Raw genomic sequence first — 26,360 nt, 5'->3', positions numbered from 1 at the left:
TGGTTTTTTAGTTCAATGACTTTTGCAATACCCTGCTAGGCTGACTGTTGGTTGAGAGCCGGTGCTTGTTCAGCACTGTCTGCTGGTGCAGTCGGTTCACATTTATCAACAAACCAACCCATGTAAGAGGTAAAAATGGTCACCAAAATACAGACAAAGCTTAGCCACATAAAGGGGGCATATGAGAGCGTTGCAACGCCTAGAATGCTCGCCATGTAGATGCCATTATCGCTCCATGGCACCATACCGGAGGTGAGCGTGCCACCAAATTCAGCGTTACGTGATAGGTTCTTACGCTGATAGCCTAAACGGTCATAGTTCTTGGCACAGATTTTAGGGGTCAGGATGAGTGAAACATACATGGCTGAGCCAAAAACGTTGCCCATAAATGCAGTGCCAATGGTACTGGTTGCCAGTGAACCTGCGCTTGTCACGCGGCGCTCAAACAGTTTTGCGATGGTTTCAAGCACACCCACTTTATCTAGCAATCCACCAAACCCAAGACCAAAGACAATCACGGCAACAGAACCAAGCATAGAGGACATGCCGCCTCGGTTTAAGATTGAGTCAATGAAGTCAACGCCAGATTCAATATTGTAAGGTGCCCATGCGGTATTGAAAGCTTGCAAGAAGTCTACGTCTTGGATCATCACCGCCCAAATGATGCCCAGCAAAGAACCAAAGCTAATTACAGGAAACGAAGGCATTCTCATCGCAAGTAAACCAAGTACAATCAGCACTGGCACAAAAGAGTATGGGGTAATGTAAAACTGCTGTTCCATCGCCTCAATCACGCTTTGTACTTGAGACATGTCTACGTTACCTGCATAGTGGAAACCAAATAAGGTAAACATGATACCCGTGATCACGTAGCTGATAAGCGCTATCGGCAGCATACCTTTAATGTGCTCCATCACTTCAACGTTAGACATTGAAGACGCAAGAATAACGGAATCAGATAATGGCGACATTTTGTCACCAAAGTAGCAACCTGAAAGTACTGCGCCAGCGGTGATTGGTGCTGGAACGCCAAGACCTTGACCAATCCCCATCATGGCAATCCCCGCGGTACCAGCTGCACCCCATGAGGTTCCAGTTGCTAAAGCGGTGAGAGAGCAGATGATCATCGTTGCAAGAAGAAAAATAGAAGGATGGATTGCTTGAAGACCGTAGTAGATGATGGTCGGCACGATCCCGCCGGAGATCCAAGTACCAACTAATGCGCCAACAGCTAAAAGTATCAACACCGCACCTAAACCATTAGAAATACCATTCAGTGCTGCTTTTTCTAATTCTTTATATTGGTGACCTAAACGAACACCGAGCACAATAATGATGAACCAGCCAATGTATAAGGCCAGTTGGATAGGGAGATCGAGTTGAGCTGTAAACGAAAACGCGAGTAACAAAAACAAGCCTAGAGCAATAATTACTTGAATTAAGCTAGGTAGGCGTTGAGGGGCTTGCGTCATAAAAGAGCCTCTTGTCAGATTTATGATCTAAGGACAGAACGGTGCCCTTATTGAGTTCGTTCGCACTTTACAATAGTTAGCATAATATATCGACATCAAACACCTCAGATGTGATTTATGTCGTTCAAGTGGTTAACCTTCGATGTTAAATGTTGATAATAGTTAAATTTAATGGTTATAAATGTTCTGCGGTGTGGGGTTTTTGTGTAACAAGAACGTGATCGTTTAGCGTTTCGTTGATTATTGAATGCTGAATCATAGAGAGCTTGAGTGATTTTTAGGCTTAAATGTGTTTTTTACAAAACTGGCTGCGCAGAAAGAAAAAGTTACCACTTTTACTAAGAAAGTCTTGAGATTTTATGCTGAACCACTTATAGATGGAGCAATAAATTTTCATTTTAGATACATGGAGAGTGAGCGCGATGAGAGTAGGTTTAGTGGGTTGGCGTGGTATGGTCGGTTCTGTACTGATGCAGCGTATGGTTGAAGAAAATGACTTTGACTTGATCGAACCGGTTTTCTTTAGCACATCTCAAATTGGTATTCCTGCCCCAACGGTGCCTTCTAAGAAAGGCAATCATCATACAGGGTTACTGCAAGATGCTTACGATATTGATAGCCTCAAACAATTAGATGCCATTATCACTTGTCAAGGTGGTAGCTACACTGAAAAAGTGTATCCAGCACTTCGTCAAGTGGGCTGGAAAGGTTACTGGATTGATGCCGCATCTACTTTACGGATGGATAAACAATCAATCATCACTTTAGATCCGGTCAACTTGACACAAATTCAGCACGGCATCCATTCAGGAACCAATACCTTTGTGGGCGGTAACTGCACAGTCAGTTTAATGCTTATGGCATTAGGCGGCCTTTATGAGAAAGGTTTGGTCGAGTGGATGAGCGCAATGACCTACCAAGCCGCTTCGGGTGCTGGCGCTCAAAATATGCGCGAGTTGATCTCGCAAATGGGAGTAATTAATGATGCGGTTAGCTCTGAATTGGCTAATCCATCGAGCTCAATTCTTGATATTGACAGAAAAGTGGCTGAAACCATGCGATCACCTTCTTTTCCTACCGAGCAGTTTGGTGCACCGCTAGCGGGTTCATTAATCCCTTGGATTGACGTCAAACGCGACAATGGTCAAAGCAAAGAAGAGTGGAAAGCGGGCGTTGAAGCTAATAAAATTCTAGGGCTTCAATCGTCACCGATCCCGATTGATGGAACCTGCGTGCGTATTGGCGCAATGCGCTGCCACTCACAAGCATTAACCATCAAGCTGAAGAAAAATATTCCGCTTGATGAAATCGAAGAGATGATCGCTACGCACAATGATTGGGTGAAAGTTATTCCAAACGAGCGCGATATTACCGCACGTGAATTGAGCCCTGCCAAAGTCACTGGCACCTTGTCAGTTCCCGTAGGACGTTTGCGTAAAATGTCGATGGGTGATGATTTCTTAAATGCGTTTACGGTGGGTGACCAATTATTGTGGGGAGCCGCTGAGCCGCTTCGCCGTACTTTGCGGATCATTCTGGCTGAAAAACAGTGATGATTATCGGTTAAAAAACTGCCAACAAACCAAAGGGCGCTTTGTATAAAGCGCCCTTTTTTATGCTTTCTGCTGTAGTGACAGTGACGAGGTCAATGCGGTTATGCAAGGCCAGGAAATAAATTTCTGAGCCCATTGGCAATAAACTCAATACCGAGTGCACCTAGTATCAAACCCATGATCCGTGTAATCACGTTGATACCCGTTTGACCTAAGAAGCGGACAATATAGGGCGCTGAGCGAAACAGCAGCCAAGAGCTTAAACTAAATAACACCACAGTGATTATAATGCCCACGGTATCGAACATGCTTGGGTAGCGAGAGCCATACACTATGGTGGAACTGATGGCACCCGGTCCTGCCATTAAAGGCATAGCGAGTGGCACAACCCCAATTTGTTCACGGCTAATGTATTCAGATTTCTCTTGTTTGTTTTGTTTATCTTCACCCAATTTACCGCTCATCATCGAAAATGCGATGCTCAGCAGCAATAGGCCACCAGCTACTCGAAACGAATCTAAAGAGATACTAAACATATCCAGTAACATCTGCCCGGCAAGCAGTGCGGTAATCAAAATTATCGCCACCGCAATATTCGCTGTAGCCGCCGTTTTGTGTTTCTCTTCTTGCGTCATATGCCCAGTGAGAGAGACAAATATTGGCATAATCCCCACTGGGTTGACAGCGGCTACAAGGCCTAAGAAAAACTGCAGGAAAATGGCTAACTCAAAGGTTTGCATGGCATTTATCTCTAATGGATCATTTCGATGAAATATTACGTGGCTAATGTAAGCGAAAGCAAAGGATAGCACGAATGAAAAAAACTAAAGCGATTGGGGTTTTATTGCTGAGAAAAACTAATTCAATGAAGAAAATGTTTTACAATTGTTTTTCTAATGTATGTGAGTGGTGTTGTTTTTTGCTCAACTGTTAACATCTGCACATTTTTAATAAAATTTGCGCTCCTCGCTGGTGGTAAAAGTGAGAGTCGATATACTCTCAGTAGCACGTAAAATGAGGTGTGTTTATTCATCTATCGCTCAAAAATGAAACTTTTTTACAGATTGTTGTAGTTTTTATAGTTTTCGTTGTTTAGGTAAATGTTTTTTGTTTATTTAATTTTCTGTGTATTTTTTGTTTATATTCAATGATTTGTAAGTGATTTTGTAAGGTGATCACCCCTAATTGGGTAATTAGTTTTTCATAACTGATCTGAGTCAATTTTTTTCACACTCTGAAATATTATACTCAGTCCTGAAAGCAATTTACTAAGTCTGTCATTGTTTAAGTTGTTGAGAAAAAACAAAAACACAAAGCTGCAAACTTAATAAAGAGTTTTTAACATTTTTCTATTTTTAGGAGATTCATTATGCCTGTAACTAATTTAGCTGAACTTGATGCTCTAGTAGCGCGCGTTAAAGCGGCTCAAGCTGAATTCTCTACTTACTCTCAAGAGCAAGTAGATAAAATTTTCCGCGCAGCATCATTAGCAGCTAACCAAGCTCGTATCCCTCTAGCGCAACAAGCGGTAGCGGAATCAGGCATGGGTATTGTTGAGGATAAAGTAATCAAGAACCACTTTGCGTCTGAGTTCATCTATAACAAATACAAAGACGAAAAAACCTGTGGCATTCTTGAAGAAGATAAAAACCTAGGCACGATGACTATCGCTGAGCCTGTAGGCATCATCTGCGGTATCGTTCCAACCACTAACCCTACTTCTACTGCAATCTTCAAATCTCTCATCTCTTTGAAGACTCGTAACGGTATCATCTTCTCGCCACACCCACGTGCGAAAAATTCAACTAACGATGCAGCTAAACTCGTGTTAGATGCAGCAGTTGCAGCTGGCGCGCCAAAAGACATTATCGGCTGGATTGATCAACCTTCAGTTGAGCTATCTAACGCGCTAATGAAGCACGAAGGTATTGCACTTATCCTTGCAACAGGTGGTCCTGGCATGGTGAAAGCGGCTTACTCGTCAGGTAAACCAGCAATCGGTGTAGGTGCAGGTAACGTTCCAGTTGTAATCGACGAAACGGCAGACATCAAACGTGCAGTCGCTTCTGTTCTTATGTCTAAAACATTCGATAACGGTGTGGTATGTGCTTCTGAGCAAGCGGTTATCGTTATGGACGAAGTGTATGACGAAGTGAAAGAGCGTTTCGCGAGCCATAAAGCGCACGTTCTAAGCAAAGCAGACGCAGACAAAGTACGTAAGGTACTGCTTATCGATGGCGCACTCAACGCGAAAATCGTAGGCCAACCAGCAACAGCCATCGCTGAAATGGCGGGCGTTAAAGTTCCAGCAGATACTAAAATCCTTGTCGGTGAAGGTATTGGCGAAGTTTCTTATGACGATGAATTCGCACATGAAAAACTTTCTCCAACACTTGGCATGTTCCGCGCGACTTCTTTCGAGAACGCGGTAGAACAAGCCGTAAGAATGGTAGAAATCGGCGGTATCGGCCACACTTCTGGTCTATACACTAACCAAGACGTTAACGCAGACCGTATCCGTTACTTTGGTGACAAAATGAAGACGGCGCGTATTCTTGTAAACATCCCAACCACTCATGGTGGTATCGGTGACCTTTACAACTTTAACGTTGCACCATCTCTAACGCTAGGTTGTGGTTCTTGGGGTGGTAACTCGATTTCTGAGAACGTAGGTCCTAAGCACCTAATCAACAAGAAAACTGTTGCGAAGCGAGCTGAAAACATGTTGTGGCATAAACTACCTAAGTCAATTTACTTCCGTCGTGGTAGCCTTCCAATCGCTATGAGCGATCTTGAAGGCAAAAAACGCGCATTCCTAGTTACTGACCGTTTCCTATTCAACAACGGTTATGCAGACGACGTAGTGACTCTGCTGAAGTCAAACGGTATGGAAGTTCAAACATTCTTTGATGTAGAAGCTGATCCAACTCTATCTGTTGTAGAGAAAGGCGCTGAAGCAATGAAGAGTTTCCAACCAGACGTGATTCTAGCACTTGGTGGTGGTTCACCAATGGATGCAGCGAAGATCATGTGGGTTATGTATGAGCACCCAGAAACTCACTTTGAAGAGCTTGCAATGCGCTTTATGGATATCCGTAAACGTATCTACAAGTTCCCTAAAATGGGTCAAAAAGCAGAATTGGTTTGTATCACGACTACTTCAGGTACAGGTTCAGAAGTCACACCATTTGCCGTTGTAACAGACGATAAAACAGGTGCTAAATACCCATTAGCGGATTATGAGCTAACACCTAACATGGCTATCGTTGATGCGAACCTTGTTATGAATATGCCTAAGTCTCTAACGGCATTTGGTGGTTACGATGCAGTGACTCACGCTCTTGAAGCCTATGTGTCTGTTCTTGCGAATGAATACTCTGATGGTCAAGCTCTACAAGCACTTAAGATGCTGAAAGAGTACCTACCATCAAGCTACAAAAATGGCGCAGCAGACCCAATTGCTCGTGAAAAAGTGCACAATGCAGCGACTATCGCAGGTATCGCTTTTGCTAACGCGTTCCTAGGTGTATGTCACTCTATGGCGCACAAGATCGGTGCTGAGTTCCATATCCCGCACGGTCTTGCTAACGCATTGCTTATCTCTAACGTTGTGCGCTACAACGCGAATGATAACCCAACCAAACAAACTGCGTTCTCTCAATACGACCGTCCACAAGCACGCCGTCGTTACGCTGAAGTGGCTGACCACCTAGGCTTGAGCAAAGCGGGCGACCGTACTGCTCAGAAAATTGAACGTCTACTGACTTGGTTGGAAGAGCTGAAGAAAGATCTCGACATCCCGCTATCTATTCAAGCGGCTGGCGTGAATGAAGCGGATTTCCTCGCTAAAGTTGACGTGCTGTCAGTTGAAGCGTTTGATGACCAATGTACTGGTGCAAACCCACGCTACCCACTGATTTCTGAGCTAAAAGAAGTACTTATTTCGGCTTACTATGGTACAGCGTTTGTTGAAGGTGAAACTTTCGAAGGCACTACCGTTATCAAGAAAAAAGATGACCAAAAACCAGCTAAGAAAAAGTAAGCTGAGTTGTTGAGAGATTTTCGCTAGCACGAAACGATCTCTATCGGGAAAAGATGAAGCCTCACCGTCTGGTGGGGCTTTTTTTTATCGAGCAACTTCATTATCAAAAGCGTGGGTGAGGTTGGAGCTATCCCCACATGACTAAAATAGCGGCAATTGCGATTAGAAAAAGCCCCAGTCCATCTTTAATTTTCACTGATTGTTTTAGCCAAAAAATAGAAATTAACATCGTAAAAAAGATCTCAATTTGGCCTAAAGTTTTTACATAAGGTACGGTTTGAAGAGACATTGCACTAAACCAACCAATAGAACCAAGACAGCTACTTGTGCTGGTTAATAGCGTCAGCTTAGGTCTTGCCCACAATTGTCTTAATGAGTGTTTGTCGGTCGCCATCAGGTAAACTAGCAGTAATAACGTTTGCAGTGAAATGACCAACAATAATACCCAAGCAGCACTGTGTGGAAAGGGTAAGCCAAGTGCTAAACTGGCTTCACGTACCCACAATGAAGTGAGCGCAAAGGCACTACCACAACTTAATCCCAGTAAAACAGTTGGCATTGAAAGCTGCTTAACATTGCCGTGCGTGCTCATCAAAAATACACCAATGCCACCAACGATGACACCAATCCAGCCCAAGCCTGTCAAATGAGTGCCAAAAAAAATCATCCCTAAAATTGCGGCAACCAAGGCTTCGCTTTTGGCTAGCCCAGCACCTACGGCATAGTTATTTAATTTAAACAGCTTAACCATGAGCGCAGTCGCGACTATTTGCATCAATGATGCGCCGACAATGAAGGCGATAAAGATCAATGACAATGTAGGCAATTGCGCTGGTATGAAATGATACAAAGTGATGAGATACAGAGCCGCGATAGGGCCAGCCCAAAGAAATCGCGCAAGGGTAACACCAGTAGTGCTGACCTCAGTTGCCAAGCGACTTTGGAATGCATTGCGCCAAGATTGCATGAACGCGGCCAGAAGGGTGAATAAGATCCAAGTCATGGAAGTCCATTTTGAGTGACAAGAAAGAAGCCATGCTATGAGATGCAGAGATATTGGGCAAGTGGAATATAAAAAGGGCTGCGAATGCAGCCCTTTAATGGTGTTCAAACTCAGTTCAGAGATTAATACAGTGGTTTAGTCATTGTTGCGCCTGCTTGACTTTGTGCTGACTGACTGCCGGCTGCACGAGTTGCAATTCGTTCTGCGTGGAAAGGTGCTGATACGATTTCAATCTCTTTGAGCAATAAAGAGCCTGAGGCTTTGGTCATCGGAGAGAATGCATGCGCTTTGATTGTTTTAGGTAATACGGCTTCAGGTGCCTTAGTTACTGCGTCAACCTTCAATGCTGGTACTTTCTCTGTCGTGGCTTTTTCTTCGACAACGAGCTCAATAGCGGTAGTCTTTTCAATAACAACTTCAGCGATCACTGGCTCTGAAATAACGGCTTCTACAGTAACTGATTCTGTAACTGAAACTGATTCTGTTAGCGCTGCAGATTGTACCTGAGGCTCAACAGCATCCTGCAAAGAGGCTGTGACAGATTCAACGCCGCTCTGACTCTCTTCATGTCGACTCTCTTCATGTCGAATGATCACTTTACCCATTGCCATTTCAGGGAAAGCAAAACCACCTAATGTTATCTCGGTATTGTTATCCACAACATGTGCCACTTGTTGAACAGGTTCAACCGCTGCGACTTGCTCTGTTACCGGTGCTTGATACACAGGTTTAGAGAGGTCATAGCGAGGCATCACTTTACCCATTGCCATCTCAGGAGAGGCAACCCCACCTTTACGTAAACGGAATGGGTTAGGGCGACGATCACGACCACGGCGTCGACGTTGACCACTGGCGCGTAAATGACGAGGAGAGCGGCGATTGCGACGTTGATTTTGATCGTCATTCTCATTGTCGTCGTTTGGTGTAACAACCGATGGCTCAACAGATTTTACCGTTTCAACTGTTACAGCTTCAATAACCTCTGCAAGCGGGGCTGTATTGATCAACATTTCAGCTTCAGTTTCTGGTTGCTCTTGAGCTACTGTTTGATCTTTTACGCGAACCTGTTTGTTTAACTTACGGCGTTGACGGCGCTCTTTTACTTTTACGGTTTTCTCTTCCGTTTTATCTTCATTTACTGTCAAAGTGACGGCTTGCGCTTCAGCCGCAAGTTGTAGCCCTTGCTCCGCTAACTTTTCGGATTTGCTGTCATCACGCTTGTTACGGCGCTCTTGTTTTGGCTTGCGATTTTGTGCCTTACGAGGCTCGTTGGCGGCAACAGTTTCTTTATCTTGTGTTTCTTCAACAGGAGTAGAGGCATTGACCGGCTTGCGTCTGTTTCTGTCACGGTTTGCGTTGTCACGATTGACATTTTCACCGCGTCCGTTACGACGACGTTGATCATTTCGATCACGACGCTGTGGTGCTTGGCTACGTTCGTTTTCTTGTTTTTGTTGCTCTTCCTCAGCTTTCACCTCTTCGGTGGTGGTTGAGAAGATGCTACCAAGAGCTTTGACGATGCGGCCAAATAGACCTGGTTTGCCTGGTTCAACAGCGATCTCTTTGACTGGAACCGCTACCTCTGCTTTAGGTGTTGGAGCTGGAATAGTTTGTGCTGGGGCAGCAAACCCTTTCAACGCTGGTTCTTCAATGCGTTTTGGTTTGAAATCGATATCTGAGCTTTCTTTACCTTCTGCTTCTTTTAGTGCTTCTAGTTTCATTGGCACTAAGTAAGAGAGTATTTCTTGCTCTTCCCCTTCACGGACACGGATCACTTCAAAATGAGGCGTTTCCATTTCAGAGTTAGGGACAATCGTGATCTCGACTTCTTGAATGCGTTCAATATGATTGATTGAGCGACGTTTTTCATTGAGTAGATAAGATGCAATAGGAACGGGAACCACCGCCATAACTTGAGCGGTATTATCTTTTAGTGCTTCTTCTTCAATGAGACGTAAAACAGAGAGCGCAAGAGATTCATTATCACGAACCACTCCGGTGCCAGAGCAGCGTGGGCAGATATGGTGACTTGCTTCGGCAAGCGATGGGCTCAAGCGCTGACGCGACATTTCTAACAAGCCAAAACGTGAAATTCGGCCAATTTGTACGCGAGCGCGATCTAGGCGTACGGCATCACGTAAACGGTTTTCTACTTCACGTTGGTGACGGACAGGAGTCATATCGATGAAGTCGATAACCACTAATCCGCCCAAATCGCGCAGACGTAATTGGCGAGCAATTTCATCGGCTGCTTCTAAGTTGGTGTTAAGCGCCGTCTCTTCAATATCGCCGCCTTTTGTTGCACGAGCAGAGTTGATATCAATTGAGGTCAATGCTTCGGTTGGGTCGATAACAATAGAGCCACCAGAAGGTAAACGCACTTCACGCTGGAAAGCCGATTCGATTTGGCTTTCAATTTGGTAATGGCTAAATAGGGGTACTTCACCGTCGTATTTTTTTACACGACTCACGAAGTCAGGACGCACCAAACGAATGTGCTCAAGGGCACGTTCATAAATAGTGTTGCTATCAATTAGAATTTCACCAATGTCACGACGCAGATAATCACGAATTGCGCGTACAATGACGTTGCTCTCTTGGTGAATAAGTAGCGGTGCAGGACGCAAATCGGAAGCCTGTTTGATTGCGCTCCAGTGATTGAGCAAAACGTTTAAGTCCCACTCTAGCTCTTCCGCACTTTTGCCCACACCTGCAGTGCGAACGATAAGGCCCATGCCTTGAGGAAGCTCTAAACTGCTCAATGCGGTTTTTAATTCGGTACGCTCATCGCCTTCGATACGGCGTGAAATACCACCGGCACGAGGGTTGTTTGGCATCAGGACTAGGTAGCTACCAGCAAGAGAAATGAAAGTGGTCAATGCAGCGCCTTTGCTGCCTCGTTCTTCCTTTTCAACTTGGACAATAACTTCTTGGCCTTCTTTAAGCGCTTCTTTGATGTTTGGACGGCCTTGGTAAGTGTAGCCATCAGGGAAGTATTCGCGGGCAATTTCTTTGAGAGGAAGGAAACCGTGACGTTCAGCGCCGTAATCAACAAATGCAGCTTCTAAACTCGGTTCAACACGGGTGATACGTCCTTTATAGATGTTCGCCTTTTTAGATTCATGCCCTGGACTTTCGATGTCTAGATCAAAAAGTCGTTGGCCATCAACCAGCGCGACACGCAACTCTTCTTTTTGAGTTGCGTTAATTAGCATTCTTTTCATTTAAAATCTCGTTATCTTTCTTTAGTTTTGATTATTGGACTTGTTGCTGGGTTTCGTTTTCACGGTGCCAGATCCCATGACTAAAAGGTGCAGCCTCCCGGCTGGAGGGGATGCTCTAGGGCACTTCAGTTATCGCACGCACACGATTGCCTGCGATCCGCGTATTGGCGGAAAATACTCAACATGAAATGACGATGAGTAGAGCAACAAGATAGCTTCGCTCAATAGTGTCTTACGCCATGTGCAGCACATTGACGCTTAGCAGTCTACTCACTATTTTGCTCAAAAATGGACGGTAAAGAATAAAAAATCACCGAATCATTCATTGCAGCTGTGAACTATAGCAGTGACAGGTAAACACAGCAATCTGCTTTGTTATGAACAGGTCAAAAAAATGAGAATAGGTCTAAAAGTTAGATGGCTAATTTAATGTTTATCAAAGAGTTTTAGTGGTTAAAGTAAGAATTGTAATGGGTAATATTTAATTTTATCCACAGTCACATTTCAATTGGTGTAATTCTCGCCAATTTGCCATTAAACAGCAGATGAAAATATTCTTTTTTGTGGCGAAGAAAATGTGAATTTAAACAATTTACAGTGGTACAATGGCGCCCATGAGTGAAATTAGAACCCAAGTCCAGCTCATCGATATCGATGAAGATATGGCTGGTCAACGCATTGATAATTTTTTGCGTAACCAATTAAAAAACGTTCCTAAAAGTATGGTTTACCGAATCCTGCGCAAAGGAGAGGTTCGTGTAAATAAAAAACGCATCAAAGCAGAATATAAGTTATCGGCTGGTGATGTGGTGAGAATACCACCAGTGACTCTCGAACAGTCGGATCAAGAGAGCAACACACCCAATACCAAATTGAGTAAAGTCGCTGAGCTAGAACACTGCATTATTTTTGAGGATGAGCACTTACTTATTCTCAATAAACCTTCTGGTACGGCTGTTCATGGTGGGAGTGGTTTGAAATTTGGCGCAATTGAAGCGCTGCGGGCATTGCGCCCAGAAGCTCGCTTTTTGGAATTGGTGCACCGTATCGATCGCGATACGTCGGGCATTTTATTAGTGGCTAAAAAACGCTCCGCGCTGCGCCATCTCCAAGCCCAGTTTAGAGAAAAAACGATTCAAAAATATTACTTTGCTTTAGTTATGGGGCAATGGAAAAGCAGCTGTAAAGTCGTGAATGCGCCACTATTGAAAAATGAAGTGAACAGCATTGTGCGAGTCAATCCAAACGGTAAAGCATCGGAAACGCGCTTTAAGATCCTTGAACAGTTTGCACAAGCAACTTTGGTGCAAGCCAGTCCGATCACTGGCCGTACTCATCAGATCCGCGTTCATACTCAGTATACAGGGCACCCGATTGCGTGGGATGATCGTTATGGTGACCGCCGTTTTGACGCATATACCGCACAGTTTGGCATTGACCGATTATTCTTACACGCGGCGAATATTCGTTTTGTTCACCCTTCGACAGAGGCGTTAATGGACATTAATGCACCACTCGATACTCAACTAGAGCAAGCATTAGTCAAATTGAGAAACGCTTAAGGCCAGCTTTCATTCGCTAACGAGTAGCAACATAGTAGAAACATAAAGTAATGGTCGAAGTCATGGTATAAAAGTGAGCGCAGATCAAGGCGCTCCCTGTTAATCATTATCCTAAAACGGTAATGCCTTGAGACTCAATCATTGAGACTAGCTTAATTAATGGTAGCCCAACCAAACTATTAGGGTCATCACCTTCTAAACGTTCAAAAAGTGCAATGCCTAGGCCCTCACACATAAAGCTGCCTGCGCACTGTAGTGGCTGTTCTTTTGCCACGTAAGCCGTCACCATCTCGCTAGATAAAGAGCGAAAATGAACCGTGAAGGGTTCTAGGGTGACCATGCATTGACCAGAGACTGAGTTGTAAACCGCAAGCCCAGTATAAAAAGTGATGGCTTTTCCACTTTGTCTGAGTAGCTGCTTAATGGCTTGTTCTTGTGTATGAGGTTTGCCAATAATCTCACCGTCAATCACGCAAACTTGATCAGAACCGATGACTAAACTGGGTTGGTTTGGATGGCAAGATCTTGCTTTCGTTTCTGCTAAACGAGTCACCAGATCTTGTGCGGACTCACCAGGCAACGCAGTTTCGTCGCAATTAGGCGAGCAGGTAACAAAAGGTAAATCCAGCTTTTTAAGTAATTGCTGCCGAAACGGCGAAGTAGATGCTAAAACTAGTTGGTAATTTTGCATTTTGATTTAGAATTGCTGCGAATTTTACCGCAGCATATATCAATCAGGCATGCTGTACATAATTCTCTCAGTGGAAAGGGGAAAAAACGAACTTTTTTGCCTTTTTCTTTGACTAAAACCGATTTGGAAGATAATATTCGCGCCCTATGCAAAAGGTAAAAATACCGCGATCGATTGATCCGGCTAAAGCGGCTCAAAAACGACTTGATTGTGATGGTATCATCCAACTCAGTCTTTTTAAGCGTTTAGAAGAATCAGTCGCAGGCGTTAAACGCGACGCACAAGTCTCATTGTCATTTGGGCTTGATGAACAGCGACTAGTTGTTATCTCTGGTAAAGCTAACATCTCTGTCGATTTAGAGTGTCAACGCTGTAACAAGGTTTTCGCACATGAGTGCGAAGTCCAATTCAAGTATACTCCTTATTTGGGGAGTAAAACGGATGAAGACGCACCGGAAGAGTACGATTTGGTAGATCCGAATGAGTACGGTGAGATCGACCTTGTACAATTAGTTGAAGACGAGTTCATCATTAATTTGCCACAAGTAGCAATGCACGATAGAGCGGAATGTAGCGTTAATTCAGACAATTTAGTATTTGGTGAACTTCCAGAAGAACTAGCGGAAGAAAAGCCGAATCCATTTGATGTTTTAAAAAACTTAAAACGATAATTCGTTATAGGTTAAGACAAAGGAGTAGGGTCAATGGCCGTACAAAAGAGCAAAAAATCACGCGCACGTCGTGGCATGCGTCGTTCACATGATGCGCTAACTACATCTGCACTATCTGTAGATGCGACTTCAGGTGAAACTCACCTACGTCACAACATGACTGCTGACGGTTATTACCGTGGCAAAAAGGTTATCAGCAAGTAAGGTTGACCTTTGCAATATTTAACCGTTGCACTTGATGCAATGGGCGGGGATTTCGGTCCTCGCGTAACAGTGCCTGCCGCCGTGCAGGCACTGTCGCATTTCCCAGAGCTCAAAGTGATCCTCGTTGGTGATCAAGTCTTGATCACACATCAATTATCTCAATTAGGTTATGAACTTAATACTCGCTTGAGTATTTTGCACAGTGACCGCGTTATTTCTAATTCCGAAAAACCTTCTCTGGCCTTACGCAATAGTGCTGGAAGTTCAATGGGCATCGCAATTGACCTAGTTTCTGATGGCGGTGCTGATGCTTGTGTCAGTGGTGGTAATACGGGTGCGCTCATGGCGTTATCTCGTTTTCGTCTAAAATTGCTGCCCGGCATTGATCGTCCTGCGTTAGTATCGGCATTGCCGACGGCTTCAGGTCAACGCACTTGGATGCTGGATTTGGGTGCGAACGTATCAAGTGATGCAGATTCTCTGTTTCAATTTGCTGTCATGGGGAGTGCGCTGGCCGAACAGCATTTAGGCCGTTCTGCAAAAGTTGCCATCCTTAATATTGGTGCGGAAGAGATTAAAGGGAATGATTTAGTGAAGCGTTGCGCTGAAATGCTGAATCAAACTCAGGCTGTCAACTATATCGGTTATATCGAAGGTAATCAGCTGTTGGATGGTGTCGCTGATGTGATTGTTTGCGATGGCTTCGTTGGCAATGTTTGCCTGAAAGCGTGTGAAGGTATCGCACAACTCTTTATTGATAAGTTGAAAAGCCAATTTTTGGGCTCATCCATAAAGGGTTGGATTGCACGAAAACTGTTTTCTTCATTATTTACTGAACTAAAAACATTGAACCCCGACCAGTATAACGGCGCAAGTTTGTTAGGATTGCGCGGCATTGTCATAAAAAGTCATGGAAGTGCTGATGTACTCGCCGTCGTGAATGCGATTTCCGAAGCGGTACACGAGGTCAAACGACAAGTCCCCAGCCGTATAAGCGATCGTTTGGAAGCGGTTTTACTCGAGAGGCATTATTAGTCTTCATGTATAGCAAAATTTTAGGTACTGGCAGCTACTTGCCATCTCAGGTGCGTACCAACGCAGATTTAGAGAAAATGGTAGAGACAAGCGATGAGTGGATTATTGCCCGTACTGGTATTCGTGAGCGCCGCATTTGCGCGGAGAATGAAACCGTTGCGGATATGGCTTTTTATGCAGCGCAAAATGCCATTCAAATGGCCGGCATTGATAAAAACGATATTGATCTGATTATTGTTGCAACAACCAGTAGTAGCCATGCATTTCCTTCGGCGGCATGTCAGGTGCAAGGTAAGCTTGGTATCAAAGGATGTCCTGCTTTTGATTTAGCGGCTGCCTGTTCAGGCTTTGTCTATGGATTATCGATTGCAGATCAACACATCAAATCGGGTATGTGTAAAAACATTCTGGTCATTGGTGCTGATGCCTTGTCTAAAACCTGCGATCCAACAGACCGCTCGACAATCATTTTATTTGGTGATGGCGCAGGCGCTGTCATTATTGGTGCAAGTGAAGAGCCAGGAATTTTGTCGACTCATATCTATTCTGATGGTGAGTTTGGCGAGCTCTTGAGTTTGCCTGTTCCAGAGCGTGGTGGTGATGCTGATAAATGGCTCTATATGGCGGGTAATGAAGTCTTTAAAGTGGCAGTGACGCAACTCTCTAAGCTTGTTAAAGATACGCTTGCTGCCAATAACATGCACAAATCAGAATTAGATTGGTTAGTGCCTCATCAAGCTAACTATCGCATTATTTCCGCGACCGCGAAAAAACTATCGATGTCACTTGACCAAGTCGTCATAACGCTTGATCGCCATGGTAATACGTCTGCTGCTACCGTCCCAACCGCGCTCGATGAAGCCGTGCGAGATGGTCGAATTCAACGTGGTCAAACGTTATTGCTTGAAGCCTTCGGTGGTGGTTTTACTTGGGGCTCGGCACTCGTTAAGTTTTAAACGGGTAGATTTTTATTTTAAGGGGTTGGTTCAACCTCTTGTTTTTACTTAAGGAAACAAACAATGAGCAAGTTTGCTATCGTATTTCCAGGTCAAGGTTCGCAATCAGTTGGTATGCTTGCGGAACTTGGTCAGCAGTATGATGTCATTCAACAGACATTTGCCGAAGCTTCTGAAGTGCTGGGTTATGATTTATGGGCATTGGTACAAAATGGCCCGGTAGAAGATCTTAACCAAACCTCTCGTACTCAACCGGCATTACTCGCTTCTTCTGTTGCCCTTTGGCGGTTATGGCAAAGCCTAGGTTTAGAGCAGCCAGCCTTGCTTGCTGGACATAGCTTGGGTGAGTATTCCGCACTGGTGTGTGCAGGTGTAGTTGACTTTAAGCAAGCCATCAAATTAGTAGAGCTGCGCGGTCAGTTAATGCAAGAAGCCGTTCCGGCAGGTGTAGGTGCGATGTCGGCCATTATTGGTCTTGATGATGAGCTGATTGCAAAAGCGTGTGAAGAAGCTGCACAAGGTGAAGTGGTTTCTCCGGTTAACTTTAACTCGCCAGGCCAAGTTGTCATTGCAGGCAACAAAGATGCGGTTGAACGTGCGGGTCAGTTATGCAAAGAGGCCGGAGCAAAGCGCGCGCTGCCATTGCCAGTTTCTGTTCCTTCTCACTGTGCTTTAATGAAGCCTGCAGCAGATAAGTTAGCGATTGCATTACAATCGATTGAATTTAATACACCACAAATTCCAGTTATCAACAATGTGGATGTAATAGCAGAAACTGATCCGGCCAAAATTAAAGACGCGTTAGTTCGTCAACTATACAGTCCTGTTCGTTGGACAGAAGGTGTGCAGTTGATGAGTGAGCAAGGCATAGAAAAGCTGCTTGAAGTTGGCCCAGGTAAAGTATTGACAGGCCTGACTAAGCGCATTATTAAATCGCTTGGAGCAGCAGTGAATGATATTGCTTCGCTTGATGCCGTTAAGTAATCAAAGGAAAGAAGAGATGATGAATTTAGAAGGCAAAATTGCTCTCGTGACTGGCGCAAGCCGTGGTATTGGCCGAGCGATCGCTGAATTGTTAGTTGAACGCGGTGCAACGGTTATCGGTACGGCTACTAGCGAAAATGGTGCAGTGGCAATCAGCGAATATCTTGGTAATAACGGTAAAGGCCTAGCGCTGAACGTGACGGATGTCGAATCTATCGCAGCGACGCTGAAAATTATCAATGACGAGTTTGGCGTGATCGATATTCTTGTGAATAACGCCGGAATTACTCGTGATAATCTATTGATGCGCATGAAAGATGATGAATGGTCAGATATTATTGATACCAATTTAACGTCTATCTTCCGCTTATCGAAAGCGGTGCTACGTGGCATGATGAAAAAGCGCAATGGTCGCATCATCAATGTGGGCTCTGTGGTCGGTACTATGGGTAACGCTGGTCAAACCAACTACGCAGCGGCAAAAGCGGGCGTAATTGGCTTTACTAAGTCGATGGCTCGCGAAGTTGCATCTCGTGGTGTGACGGTTAACACAGTTGCGCCAGGTTTTATCGAAACAGATATGACAAAAGCGCTGAATGATGACCAACGTACTGCTACACTAGCCCAAGTGCCAGCTGGCCGCTTAGGCGATCCACGCGAAATTGCGTCGGCAGTGGTATTTTTAGCTTCTCCAGAGGCTGCCTACATTACGGGTGAAACTTTGCACGTAAATGGCGGGATGTACATGGTATAAGCTGGTTTTTGAACGTTATTGATAAAATAAAGGCTTTGCTATTGTCAATGGCGTGTAAAACTTGCTAACCATATGCGCAACATTTGTGCATGATTTAAGTCAAAAATGGTCTTAATTTCGGTTAAAATCGGTAAAATTGTGGTTTGACCAGCAATGACCCACTTGCAACTTTCCCTAGTTAGAATAAACTACGGAACCATCGCATTAGGCGAAATCTGTAAAGGAAAAGAAAACATGAGCAACATCGAAGAACGCGTAAAGAAAATCATTGTTGAACAGCTAGGTGTAGACGAAGCAGAAGTAAAGAATGAAGCTTCTTTCGTAGAAGATCTAGGTGCTGATTCTCTAGATACAGTTGAGCTAGTAATGGCTCTAGAAGAAGAATTCGATACTGAAATTCCAGATGAAGAAGCTGAGAAGATCACTACTGTTCAAGCTGCAATCGACTACGTAAACAGCGCTCAGTAATCTCTCTCTCCAGGCGGCCCTCTGGCCGCCTGAGTTTTTCTAATTCTTCTATACCTATCATAGAACTTTTCAACTCCGGAGAATATGATCGTGTCCAAGCGTCGTGTCGTTGTCACTGGCATGGGTATGTTGTCACCGGTAGGCAACACTGTAGAATCTTCTTGGAAAGCCCTGCTAGCTGGTCAAAGCGGTATCGTTAATATCGAACATTTTGATACCACCAATTTTTCAACTCGTTTTGCAGGTCTAGTCAAAGACTTTAACTGCGAAGAGTATATGTCTAAAAAAGATGCCCGTAAGATGGATCTCTTTATCCAGTACGGTATTGCGGCGGGTATCCAAGCACTTAATGATTCTGGTATCACAGTAACTCCAGAAAATGCCCCAAGAATCGGTGTTGCTATCGGCTCTGGTATTGGTGGTCTTGACTTGATTGAAACCGGTCATCATGCTTTGGTAGAAAAAGGCCCACGTAAAGTGAGCCCGTTCTTTGTACCCTCAACGATTGTTAACATGGTTTCAGGCAACTTGTCTATCATGCGTGGTCTTCGTGGTCCAAATATCGCTATTTCTACCGCATGCACAACAGGTTTACATAACATTGGCCATGCGGCACGTATGATTGCATACGGTGATGCCGATGCGATGGTGGCGGGTGGTGCAGAAAAAGCATCGACACCACTTGGCATGGCGGGTTTTGGCGCAGCAAAAGCATTGTCTACGCGTAATGATGAACCGCAAAAAGCGTCTCGTCCTTGGGACAAGGGCCGTGATGGCTTTGTGCTAGGCGATGGTGCGGGTGTTATGGTTCTTGAAGAATATGAACATGCTAAAGCACGCGGTGCGAAGATTTACGCTGAGCTAGTTGGCTTTGGTATGTCTGGTGATGCTTATCACATGACTTCACCAAGCGAAGACGGTTCAGGCGGTGCGTTAGCGATGGAAGCCGCGATGCGTGATGCGGGCGTAACAGGTATTCAAATTGGTTACGTCAACGCTCATGGCACTTCGACTCCAGCTGGTGATGTTGCGGAAATTAAAGGTGTTAAGCGCGCTTTAGGTGAAGAGGGTTCGAAACAAGTTCTTGTCTCTTCCACGAAATCGATGACTGGTCATTTGCTAGGCGCGGCTGGTTCTGTTGAAGCCATTATCACCGTTATGTCATTAGTCGACCAAGTTGTTCCACCAACCATAAACCTTGATGATCCAGAAGAAGGTTTAGGCATTGATCTTGTTCCACACACTGCCCGCAAAGTGGAAGGTATGGAATATGCAATCTGTAACTCTTTTGGTTTTGGTGGTACAAACGGCTCGTTGATTTTCAAAAAAATCTAATGATTGTGGTTGTGACACTTGAGTTTGAACGGCTTGATGCTTAGCATTGAGCCGTTTCTTTTTGTGGGGTAAGCACGATGTTTTGGGTAAATGGACAACCTAGTGACTCTCTGTCTCTTACTGATCGCTCTTTTCTGTATGGGGATGGTTGCTTCACAACGATTCTTGTTTGCGCTGGTGAGCTTCAATATTGGGATATGCACGTTGAACGCATGGAATCTTGTTTGCGGTGTTTAGCTATTCCGATTCCTGATTGGCGGCAAGTTGAACACTGGCTCTCAACAATCGTTCCTAGTACCGCAAAATCCGGTGTGAAAATTCATATTAGCCGCGGACAAGGTGGTCGGGGTTATAGCCCTGCTAACGTTGGCGATTCTCAAGTCACTATCAGTACCTTTGAGTACCCAGCCCATTATGGTCAGTGGATAGCCGATGGTATCGAGCTTGGTGTATGCCAACAGCGGATGGGTCTCTCGCCATTATTGGCGGGTCACAAACATAACAATCGACTAGAACAAGTTTTATTGAAGTCAGAGATGGATGAAAAAGGGTACGCTGACGGCATCGCGCTAGACATCAATGAGCATGTCATAGAAACTACGGTTGCAAATATTTTTTGGGTGTCAGGGGATAGGTTATGTACGCCAAGCTTAGACAATGCAGGCGTAGCTGGGGTTATTCGTCGTGTATTATTGGCGGCGGCTACCGATCTCAAGGTTGAGGTGAGAGCATTCTCATTAGAAGAGTTATTGTCGGCAGATGAAGTGTTTATTACTAACTCCTTATTAGGCGTTGCGCCTGTCACGGCAATTGCAAATACGATTTTCCCTATTGGTAAAATAACACGCTATTTTCAGGAGCGTTTTAACTCGTGATTAATCGAATTCTCGTTGTATTAATACTGATCATTATCGCCGTTGGAGCTGGATATTTCTACATTGAGCGACAAGTAGATGCTTATTTAGAACAGCCTCTATCGCTTCCTTCATCGCAAGTTGTGACCATAAAATCAGGTACGAGCCTTAATGGCGTATTAACGCTATTGAATGAGAAAAAATGGATAACGGATTTTTCGATGTACAAGTTAGTGCGACGTCTGCATCCTGAAATAACCAAAATTAAGGCGGGAACTTACCAAGTACAACCCGGAGATCGATTGATCGATCTCTTAAGTGACGTGATATCCGGTAAAGAGCATCAGTTCTCTATTACCTTTGTCGAAGGGAGCCGCTTTAATGAGTGGCGAGCTCTGCTTGCACAAACCGAAGGCGTGACAAACACGATAGCTGATTTGGCAGAAGCCGACATTGCCCAAAAATTAGGCATTGAGCAGCAAAAGCTTGAAGGGCTGTTTCTCGCAGAAACTTATCATTTCCCTTTTGGAACGACCGATCTTGAGATCCTAAAAAGAGCCAATAGACGCCTTGAGAAAATACTTGGTGAGCATTGGGCCAATCGCCAGCCAAATCTACCAATTAAAACGCCTTATGAAGCGTTGATTTTGGCGTCAATCATTGAAAAGGAAACGGCTATTGCTTCAGAGCGAGGGCGTATCGCTTCTGTATTTGTCAATCGACTCAACAAACGGATGCGTCTGCAGACTGATCCTACGGTCATTTACGGGCTTGGCGATGCCTACGATGGCAATCTTCGTAAAAAAGACTTAAGAACACCAACGCCATTTAATACTTATACTATTTTTGGTTTACCTCCTACGCCTATTGCGATGGCGGGTGAAGCCTCAATCAAAGCGGCATTAAACCCAGAGCAGAGCAATTATTTGTATTTTGTTGCCAGTGGCTTTGGTGGGCACGTTTTTTCTAAAACATTGGATGAACACAATCGCGCTGTTCGCGCTTACTTAAAACAGTTAAGAACCCAGTCATGAATGCTAAATTTATTGTTGTAGAAGGTTTAGAAGGCGCAGGAAAAAGCACTGCTATTCAATCCATTAGAGAAACACTTATTGAGTTCGGAGTGATAAACATCACTCATACTCGTGAACCGGGCGGAACTGTTTTAGCAGAAAAAATGCGCGCCTTAGTCAAAGAAGAGCATGAGGGTGAAGCTCTTCAGGATATGACTGAGCTGCTATTAATGTACGCCGCTCGTGTTCAACTGGTTGAAAATGTGATTAAGCCTGCACTTACGGCTGGTTCGTGGGTGGTTGGCGATCGCCACGATATGTCTTCTCAAGCCTATCAAGGTGGTGGGAGGCAAATTCCGCTAGAAACGATGCAAAACCTTAAAAAGGTAACGCTAGGTGATTTTAAGCCAGATTTTACTCTCTATCTGGATCTAGATCCGAGCATCGGTTTAGAAAGAGCCAGAGGTCGAGGTGAGCTTGATCGTATCGAAAAAATGGATATTGGTTTTTTTGAGCGCACACGTGAACGTTACCTTGCCCTAGCTAAGGAAGATAAAAGCGTGACCGTGATTAATGCTGAACAATCAATAGATGCGGTGGCACTATCTATCAAATCAGCACTAAATCAGTTTCTGAAAACCAGCATGTTAGAAAAAAACAGGGTCCCAATTGAGTAATAAATTGATGATGAATGCTTTGTATCCGTGGTTAGAAGGTTATTGGCATCAGTGGCAAGCCAGCCTCAACAACCAGCAGTTTCCTGCGGCAAGTTTACTCATTTCTCCCCCTGGACTGGGCGCTGAACGGCTCATTGAGAAGTTGAGTACAGCAGTGATGTGTTCGCATAGTCATTCAGAAGCGTGTGGGTTTTGTCATAGCTGCGAATTGATGAAGTCTGGTAGTCATCCTGATTTTCATCTGATCTCGCCTGAAAAAGAGGGGAAGGCGATTACCGTTGATCAAATTAGGCAATGCAATAAGTTGGCTCAAGAATCGGCGCAGCTTTCTGGTGCTCGCTTTATCGTTATTAATCCCGCCGATTCTATGAATGAATCAGCAGCGAATGCATTGCTCAAAACGTTAGAATCTCCGGGGCACAATTGTTTTTTCTTACTTGTCGCCTCTCGTATCAACCCATTACTCCCAACCATTATCAGTCGCTGTCAAAAAACGGTGCTGACACCACCGAGCAGTGAACAAGTCTCTCATTGGTTAAGTGAACAGACATCACAACCTGTGCCTCCTTATGCGGCGCATTTAAATGGCTATTCACCGCTCAATACGTTGATGTTTATTCAATCGGGAGAGTTAGCAAAATATCAGGCTTTTGAGCAAAATATTGCCCATTGCTTAACCGATGCCAGTGCCGATATTTCCGCTTGTTTGAAGCAGATTAATGAGGCGCCTACCCAATATTTAGCTTGGTTGTGGACCATGTTGACCGATACGCAAAAGGTACAATTTGACGTGGTTGAACAGCAGCAGCTTCCTATTAGCCTTCGATTAGCTAAACAGATCAGCTACCCAGTACTTTATCGCCAAACCACGGCATTAACTCGTTTAATGGAAGAACTAAAGACGTTTAGTGGGCTTAATAGCGAGCTACTGATCAGCGATTGGCTATTTAACTTTAATGATGAGAAAACATGTTTGTAGATTCGCACTGCCATTTAGATAAACTTGATTACGATACGCTCCATATTGATGTTGCTGATGTAGTAGAAAAAGCTCGTCAAGCCAATGTTAAGCAATTGCTTTCTGTTGGCGTAACGCTGGATTCTTTTGAACCAATGTTAGAGCTTATTCAGCCCTTTGATAATGTTCATGCTTCTTGTGGTGTTCATCCACTTGACGTTGAAAGTCATTTTGAATTGAGCCGCTTCCATCAATACGCGAGTCATCCTAAAGTGGTGGCGATTGGCGAAACGGGGCTAGATTATCACTATCAACCGGAAACGGCTGAGCTGCAGAAGTTACGGTTTTCACAGCACATTGAAACCGCGGTTGCCCTCAACAAACCTTTGATCATTCATACACGAAATGCCCGGGCCGATACGCTTGAAATGCTCCGTGATGGTGGGGCAGAAAAGTGCGGTGGTGTTATCCATTGTTTTACTGAAGATCTTACCTTTGCACACGCCGCTATGGAGCTTGGTTTTTATATATCCATTTCAGGTATTGTTACGTTTAGACAAGCGACAGAATTAAAAGAAGTTGTGAAGGCGCTGCCCTTGGAACGCTTGCTGATCGAAACTGATTCCCCTTATCTTGCCCCCGTTCCACACCGAGGTCAGCAAAATCAGCCTGCTTACGTTGTTGAGGTTGCGGCTTACATTGCACAGCTAAAAAGTGTATCACTAAAAGAAATTGAAGAAAAAACGACCGAAAATTACCAAAATCTTTTTTTGCGACGGAAAATTGATTTGTCGTGATGAGTGCGTTTAAGATGGCGTTTTTTATCAAGTTAGCCTGATAATCAACAGCTTATTGCCTTGTTTACTTGGTTTGGTGGAAAAGTAAGCTTTAAAGTTGAAAATGTAATTTTGTTACTAAAAATAACAAGTGCGCTAATATTATTCATTCTGCGAAATTAATAATATTGTTAACAATGTCATTATAAAACATGAAGTTACATCTATTGTTTGACTGTGTGTACACCCTCCCGCATTGTGATCGGTCTATTGTTTTGAAACAAAAATTCGTTACTAACTAGAAAGTTTGAGTGGCATCAAGATATATTTAGAGGCGAAAAATATAATGCGATATGTGGTTACATTTTCATTGGGTGCTAACATTTAGGCTACGGGGGTGCGCCGTTAGAACCCAAACAATTCTAATAACTTAATCAGGAGCATAAACATGTTTAAAAACCTTTTTGCAAACCTGCAGAAAGTTGGTAAGGCTCTGATGCTTCCAGTATCAGTTTTACCAGTTGCGGGTATTTTGCTTGGCGTGGGTGCAGCGAACTTTAGCTGGCTACCAGAAGTTGTTTCACATTTAATGGAACAAGCTGGTGGTTCGGTTTTTGGTCAAATGGCACTACTCTTTGCAGTAGGTGTAGCATTAGGCTTCACGAATAACGATGGTGTTTCAGGCCTGTCAGCAATTGTTGGCTATGGCATCATGGTTGCGACGCTAAAAGTAATGGCAGTCGTAATGGGTGTTGATAACATCGAGACAGGCGTTCTTGGTGGTATCCTCGCAGGTGGTGTTGCTGCTTGGGCATTCAATCGTTTCTACAAAATTCAACTCCCTGAATATCTTGGCTTCTTCGCGGGTAAACGTGCAGTACCAATCATTACGGGTTTCCTTGCGATTGCTCTAGGTATTGTTTTATCTATCATTTGGCCTCCTGTTGGCTCAGCTATCGCGACATTCTCTGATTGGGCAGCAAACCAAAACCCTGTAACTGCATTTGGTATTTACGGTGTCGTTGAGCGTTCATTGATTCCATTTGGTTTACACCATATTTGGAACGTACCGTTTTTCTACCAAGCAGGCGAATGTGTTAATGGTGCAGGGCAGACAGTTAACGGTATCATGACTTGCTTCTTGACGGCTGATGATGCGTCTCGTGCTGCGGGTAATGGCTTTGGCCAACTAGCGGGTGGTTATCTATTTAAGATGTTTGGTCTTCCTGCTGCTGCATTTGCGATAGCGCATTCTGCAAAACCAGAAAACCGCGCTAAAATAATGGGCATCATGGCGTCAGCCGCATTGACTTCATTCCTAACGGGTATTACAGAACCTATCGAGTTCTCATTCCTATTCATTGCTCCTGTTTTGTATGCAATCCATGCGGTACTTGCAGGCCTTGCATATGTATTGACTAATGCTTTAGGTGTTGTTCACGGCCACACGTTCTCGAACGGTTTCATTGACTTTGTTGTTCAATCTCCTCGTGCTGAAAACATGTTGCTACTGGTTGGTCTAGGTATTGCTTATGCAGTTCTATACTACGTCGTGTTTACTTTCGTTATCCGTACGATGAACCTGAAAACTCCAGGCCGTGAAGATGAATCTGAAGAAGCTTCTTCTGCTACAGGTAGTGAGTTAGCCGGTGAACTTGTTGCAGCCTTTGGTGGTAAAGAGAACATCACTAACCTAGATGCATGTATTACTCGTCTACGCGTTTCTGTTGCTAAAACAGAAGCAGTAAACCAAGAGAAACTGAAACAGCTTGGTGCCGCGGGTGTTGTGATTGTATCGGGTGGCGTGCAAGCTATCTTTGGTACTAAGTCTGACAACCTTAAAACTGAAATGGATGAGTGGATCCGTAATCACGGCTAATTCTTATCTTTTCATTCCCCTATAAAAAGGAGGCATTATGCCTCCTTTTCTTTTTTCTCTAACGCGTTCATTATTTTTATACGTTGCATCAGTTTATTCATTGAGCTGTCCTATTAGGGCGATAATACGGATCTCACGCTCGGCTTGTTGACTTAACTCTCTTTTATCTCAAACGATAATCGAGTAAGGGCTATTTCGCTCTATTTCTTTATTCACATCACTTGTTTAATTTTGCTGTGGTTTGGGTGG

22 protein-coding genes are annotated in these 26,360 nt (G+C 44.2%); 17 read left to right on the top strand and 5 right to left on the bottom strand.

All coding sequences use genetic code 11. The annotated features are described in order from the left end of the window. Positions 1 to 35 precede the first annotated feature (35 nt). Entirely contained in the window at positions 36 to 1,472 is a 1,437-nt protein-coding gene (nhaC, locus tag CCZ37_RS08810; RefSeq protein ID WP_010318855.1) for a Na+/H+ antiporter NhaC, read from the bottom strand. A gap of 422 nt (positions 1,473 to 1,894) precedes the next feature. Between nhaC and asd the strand changes: the two genes are divergently transcribed. Then, on the top strand, positions 1,895 to 3,025 hold the full coding sequence (gene asd, locus CCZ37_RS08805; RefSeq protein ID WP_010318854.1) for an aspartate-semialdehyde dehydrogenase: 1,131 nt from the start codon (positions 1,895 to 1,897) through the stop codon (positions 3,023 to 3,025). Positions 3,026 to 3,126: 101 nt separating this feature from the next. Here the strand turns inward: asd and CCZ37_RS08800 are convergent, their stop codons facing one another. Next, the gene (locus CCZ37_RS08800; RefSeq protein ID WP_010318853.1) at positions 3,127 to 3,765 is read right to left on the bottom strand and encodes a YchE family NAAT transporter; all 639 of its coding nucleotides are present in this window, start codon (positions 3,763 to 3,765) and stop codon (positions 3,127 to 3,129) included. A gap of 629 nt (positions 3,766 to 4,394) precedes the next feature. Between CCZ37_RS08800 and adhE the strand changes: the two genes are divergently transcribed. After that, positions 4,395 to 7,067 carry a bifunctional acetaldehyde-CoA/alcohol dehydrogenase gene (adhE, locus tag CCZ37_RS08795; RefSeq protein WP_010318852.1) on the top strand — a complete coding sequence of 891 codons (2,673 nt, stop codon included), beginning with the start codon at positions 4,395 to 4,397 and terminating at the stop codon, positions 7,065 to 7,067. A 127-nt stretch (positions 7,068 to 7,194) separates the two neighbouring features. Here adhE and CCZ37_RS08790 read toward each other — a convergent pair whose 3' ends face one another. Together CCZ37_RS08790 and rne are read right to left on the bottom strand one after the other, a co-directional pair. Continuing rightward, the gene (locus CCZ37_RS08790) at positions 7,195 to 8,070 is read right to left on the bottom strand and encodes a DMT family transporter (RefSeq protein WP_094500326.1); all 876 of its coding nucleotides are present in this window, start codon (positions 8,068 to 8,070) and stop codon (positions 7,195 to 7,197) included. 122 nt (positions 8,071 to 8,192) lie between these two features. Further along, the gene (gene rne / locus CCZ37_RS08785) at positions 8,193 to 11,294 is read right to left on the bottom strand and encodes a ribonuclease E (protein WP_094500325.1); all 3,102 of its coding nucleotides are present in this window, start codon (positions 11,292 to 11,294) and stop codon (positions 8,193 to 8,195) included. Positions 11,295 to 11,908: 614 nt separating this feature from the next. Between rne and rluC the strand changes: the two genes are divergently transcribed. After that, complete coding sequence (gene rluC / locus CCZ37_RS08780) at positions 11,909 to 12,856, top strand: 23S rRNA pseudouridine(955/2504/2580) synthase RluC (RefSeq protein WP_029388080.1); 948 nt, start codon at positions 11,909 to 11,911, stop codon at positions 12,854 to 12,856. 106 nt (positions 12,857 to 12,962) lie between these two features. Here the strand turns inward: rluC and CCZ37_RS08775 are convergent, their stop codons facing one another. After that, positions 12,963 to 13,547: a Maf family protein gene (locus CCZ37_RS08775; protein ID WP_094500324.1), complete on the bottom strand. Its 585-nt coding sequence runs from the start codon at positions 13,545 to 13,547 to the stop codon at positions 12,963 to 12,965. 146 nt (positions 13,548 to 13,693) lie between these two features. Between CCZ37_RS08775 and yceD the strand changes: the two genes are divergently transcribed. The 14 genes from yceD (at position 13,694) to ptsG (ending at position 26,111) form a co-directional block, all read left to right on the top strand. Continuing rightward, positions 13,694 to 14,218, top strand: a complete 525-nt coding sequence (gene yceD / locus CCZ37_RS08770; RefSeq protein WP_010319120.1) for a 23S rRNA accumulation protein YceD — start codon at positions 13,694 to 13,696, stop codon at positions 14,216 to 14,218. 33 nt (positions 14,219 to 14,251) lie between these two features. Next, on the top strand, positions 14,252 to 14,422 hold the full coding sequence (gene rpmF, locus CCZ37_RS08765; RefSeq protein ID WP_010319119.1) for a 50S ribosomal protein L32: 171 nt from the start codon (positions 14,252 to 14,254) through the stop codon (positions 14,420 to 14,422). Between the two features lie 9 nt (positions 14,423 to 14,431). Then, a complete protein-coding gene (plsX, locus tag CCZ37_RS08760) occupies positions 14,432 to 15,457 on the top strand; it encodes a phosphate acyltransferase PlsX (protein WP_010319118.1) in 1,026 nt (341 codons plus the stop codon). A gap of 5 nt (positions 15,458 to 15,462) precedes the next feature. Then, on the top strand, positions 15,463 to 16,413 hold the full coding sequence (locus CCZ37_RS08755; protein ID WP_010319117.1) for a beta-ketoacyl-ACP synthase III: 951 nt from the start codon (positions 15,463 to 15,465) through the stop codon (positions 16,411 to 16,413). A gap of 63 nt (positions 16,414 to 16,476) precedes the next feature. Continuing rightward, entirely contained in the window at positions 16,477 to 17,397 is a 921-nt protein-coding gene (gene fabD / locus CCZ37_RS08750; protein ID WP_094500323.1) for an ACP S-malonyltransferase, read from the top strand. Between the two features lie 19 nt (positions 17,398 to 17,416). After that, positions 17,417 to 18,151, top strand: a complete 735-nt coding sequence (gene fabG, locus CCZ37_RS08745) for a 3-oxoacyl-ACP reductase FabG (RefSeq protein ID WP_010319115.1) — start codon at positions 17,417 to 17,419, stop codon at positions 18,149 to 18,151. Between the two features lie 234 nt (positions 18,152 to 18,385). Then, positions 18,386 to 18,619, top strand: a complete 234-nt coding sequence (gene acpP / locus CCZ37_RS08740) for an acyl carrier protein (RefSeq protein ID WP_014204679.1) — start codon at positions 18,386 to 18,388, stop codon at positions 18,617 to 18,619. Positions 18,620 to 18,709: 90 nt separating this feature from the next. Further along, positions 18,710 to 19,954, top strand: coding sequence for a beta-ketoacyl-ACP synthase II (fabF, locus tag CCZ37_RS08735; protein ID WP_094500824.1), 1,245 nt, complete (start codon positions 18,710 to 18,712; stop codon positions 19,952 to 19,954). A gap of 77 nt (positions 19,955 to 20,031) precedes the next feature. Next, positions 20,032 to 20,829: an aminodeoxychorismate lyase gene (gene pabC / locus CCZ37_RS08730; protein WP_094500321.1), complete on the top strand. Its 798-nt coding sequence runs from the start codon at positions 20,032 to 20,034 to the stop codon at positions 20,827 to 20,829. Then, positions 20,826 to 21,842: an endolytic transglycosylase MltG gene (mltG, locus tag CCZ37_RS08725; RefSeq protein ID WP_010319111.1), complete on the top strand. Its 1,017-nt coding sequence runs from the start codon at positions 20,826 to 20,828 to the stop codon at positions 21,840 to 21,842. The genes pabC and mltG overlap by 4 nt, the downstream gene beginning before the upstream one ends. Further along, complete coding sequence (gene tmk / locus CCZ37_RS08720; protein WP_094500320.1) at positions 21,839 to 22,498, top strand: dTMP kinase; 660 nt, start codon at positions 21,839 to 21,841, stop codon at positions 22,496 to 22,498. The genes mltG and tmk overlap by 4 nt, the downstream gene beginning before the upstream one ends. Further along, positions 22,491 to 23,477: a DNA polymerase III subunit delta' gene (gene holB / locus CCZ37_RS08715; protein WP_094500319.1), complete on the top strand. Its 987-nt coding sequence runs from the start codon at positions 22,491 to 22,493 to the stop codon at positions 23,475 to 23,477. Before tmk ends, holB begins: the two co-directional genes overlap by 8 nt. Beyond that, on the top strand, positions 23,468 to 24,253 hold the full coding sequence (locus tag CCZ37_RS08710) for a TatD family hydrolase (protein ID WP_094500318.1): 786 nt from the start codon (positions 23,468 to 23,470) through the stop codon (positions 24,251 to 24,253). Before holB ends, CCZ37_RS08710 begins: the two co-directional genes overlap by 10 nt. A gap of 427 nt (positions 24,254 to 24,680) precedes the next feature. After that, the gene (gene ptsG, locus CCZ37_RS08705) at positions 24,681 to 26,111 is read left to right on the top strand and encodes a PTS glucose transporter subunit IIBC (protein WP_010319107.1); all 1,431 of its coding nucleotides are present in this window, start codon (positions 24,681 to 24,683) and stop codon (positions 26,109 to 26,111) included. The last annotated feature ends 249 nt before the right edge of the window (positions 26,112 to 26,360 follow it).

It is taken from the genome of Vibrio qinghaiensis (assembly GCF_002257545.1).
In the GTDB taxonomy this organism is placed as follows: Bacteria; Pseudomonadota; Gammaproteobacteria; order Enterobacterales; family Vibrionaceae; genus Vibrio; species Vibrio ordalii.
Note: the sequence above shows the minus strand (reverse complement) of the source record. Positions and strands in the feature narration are given on the sequence as shown.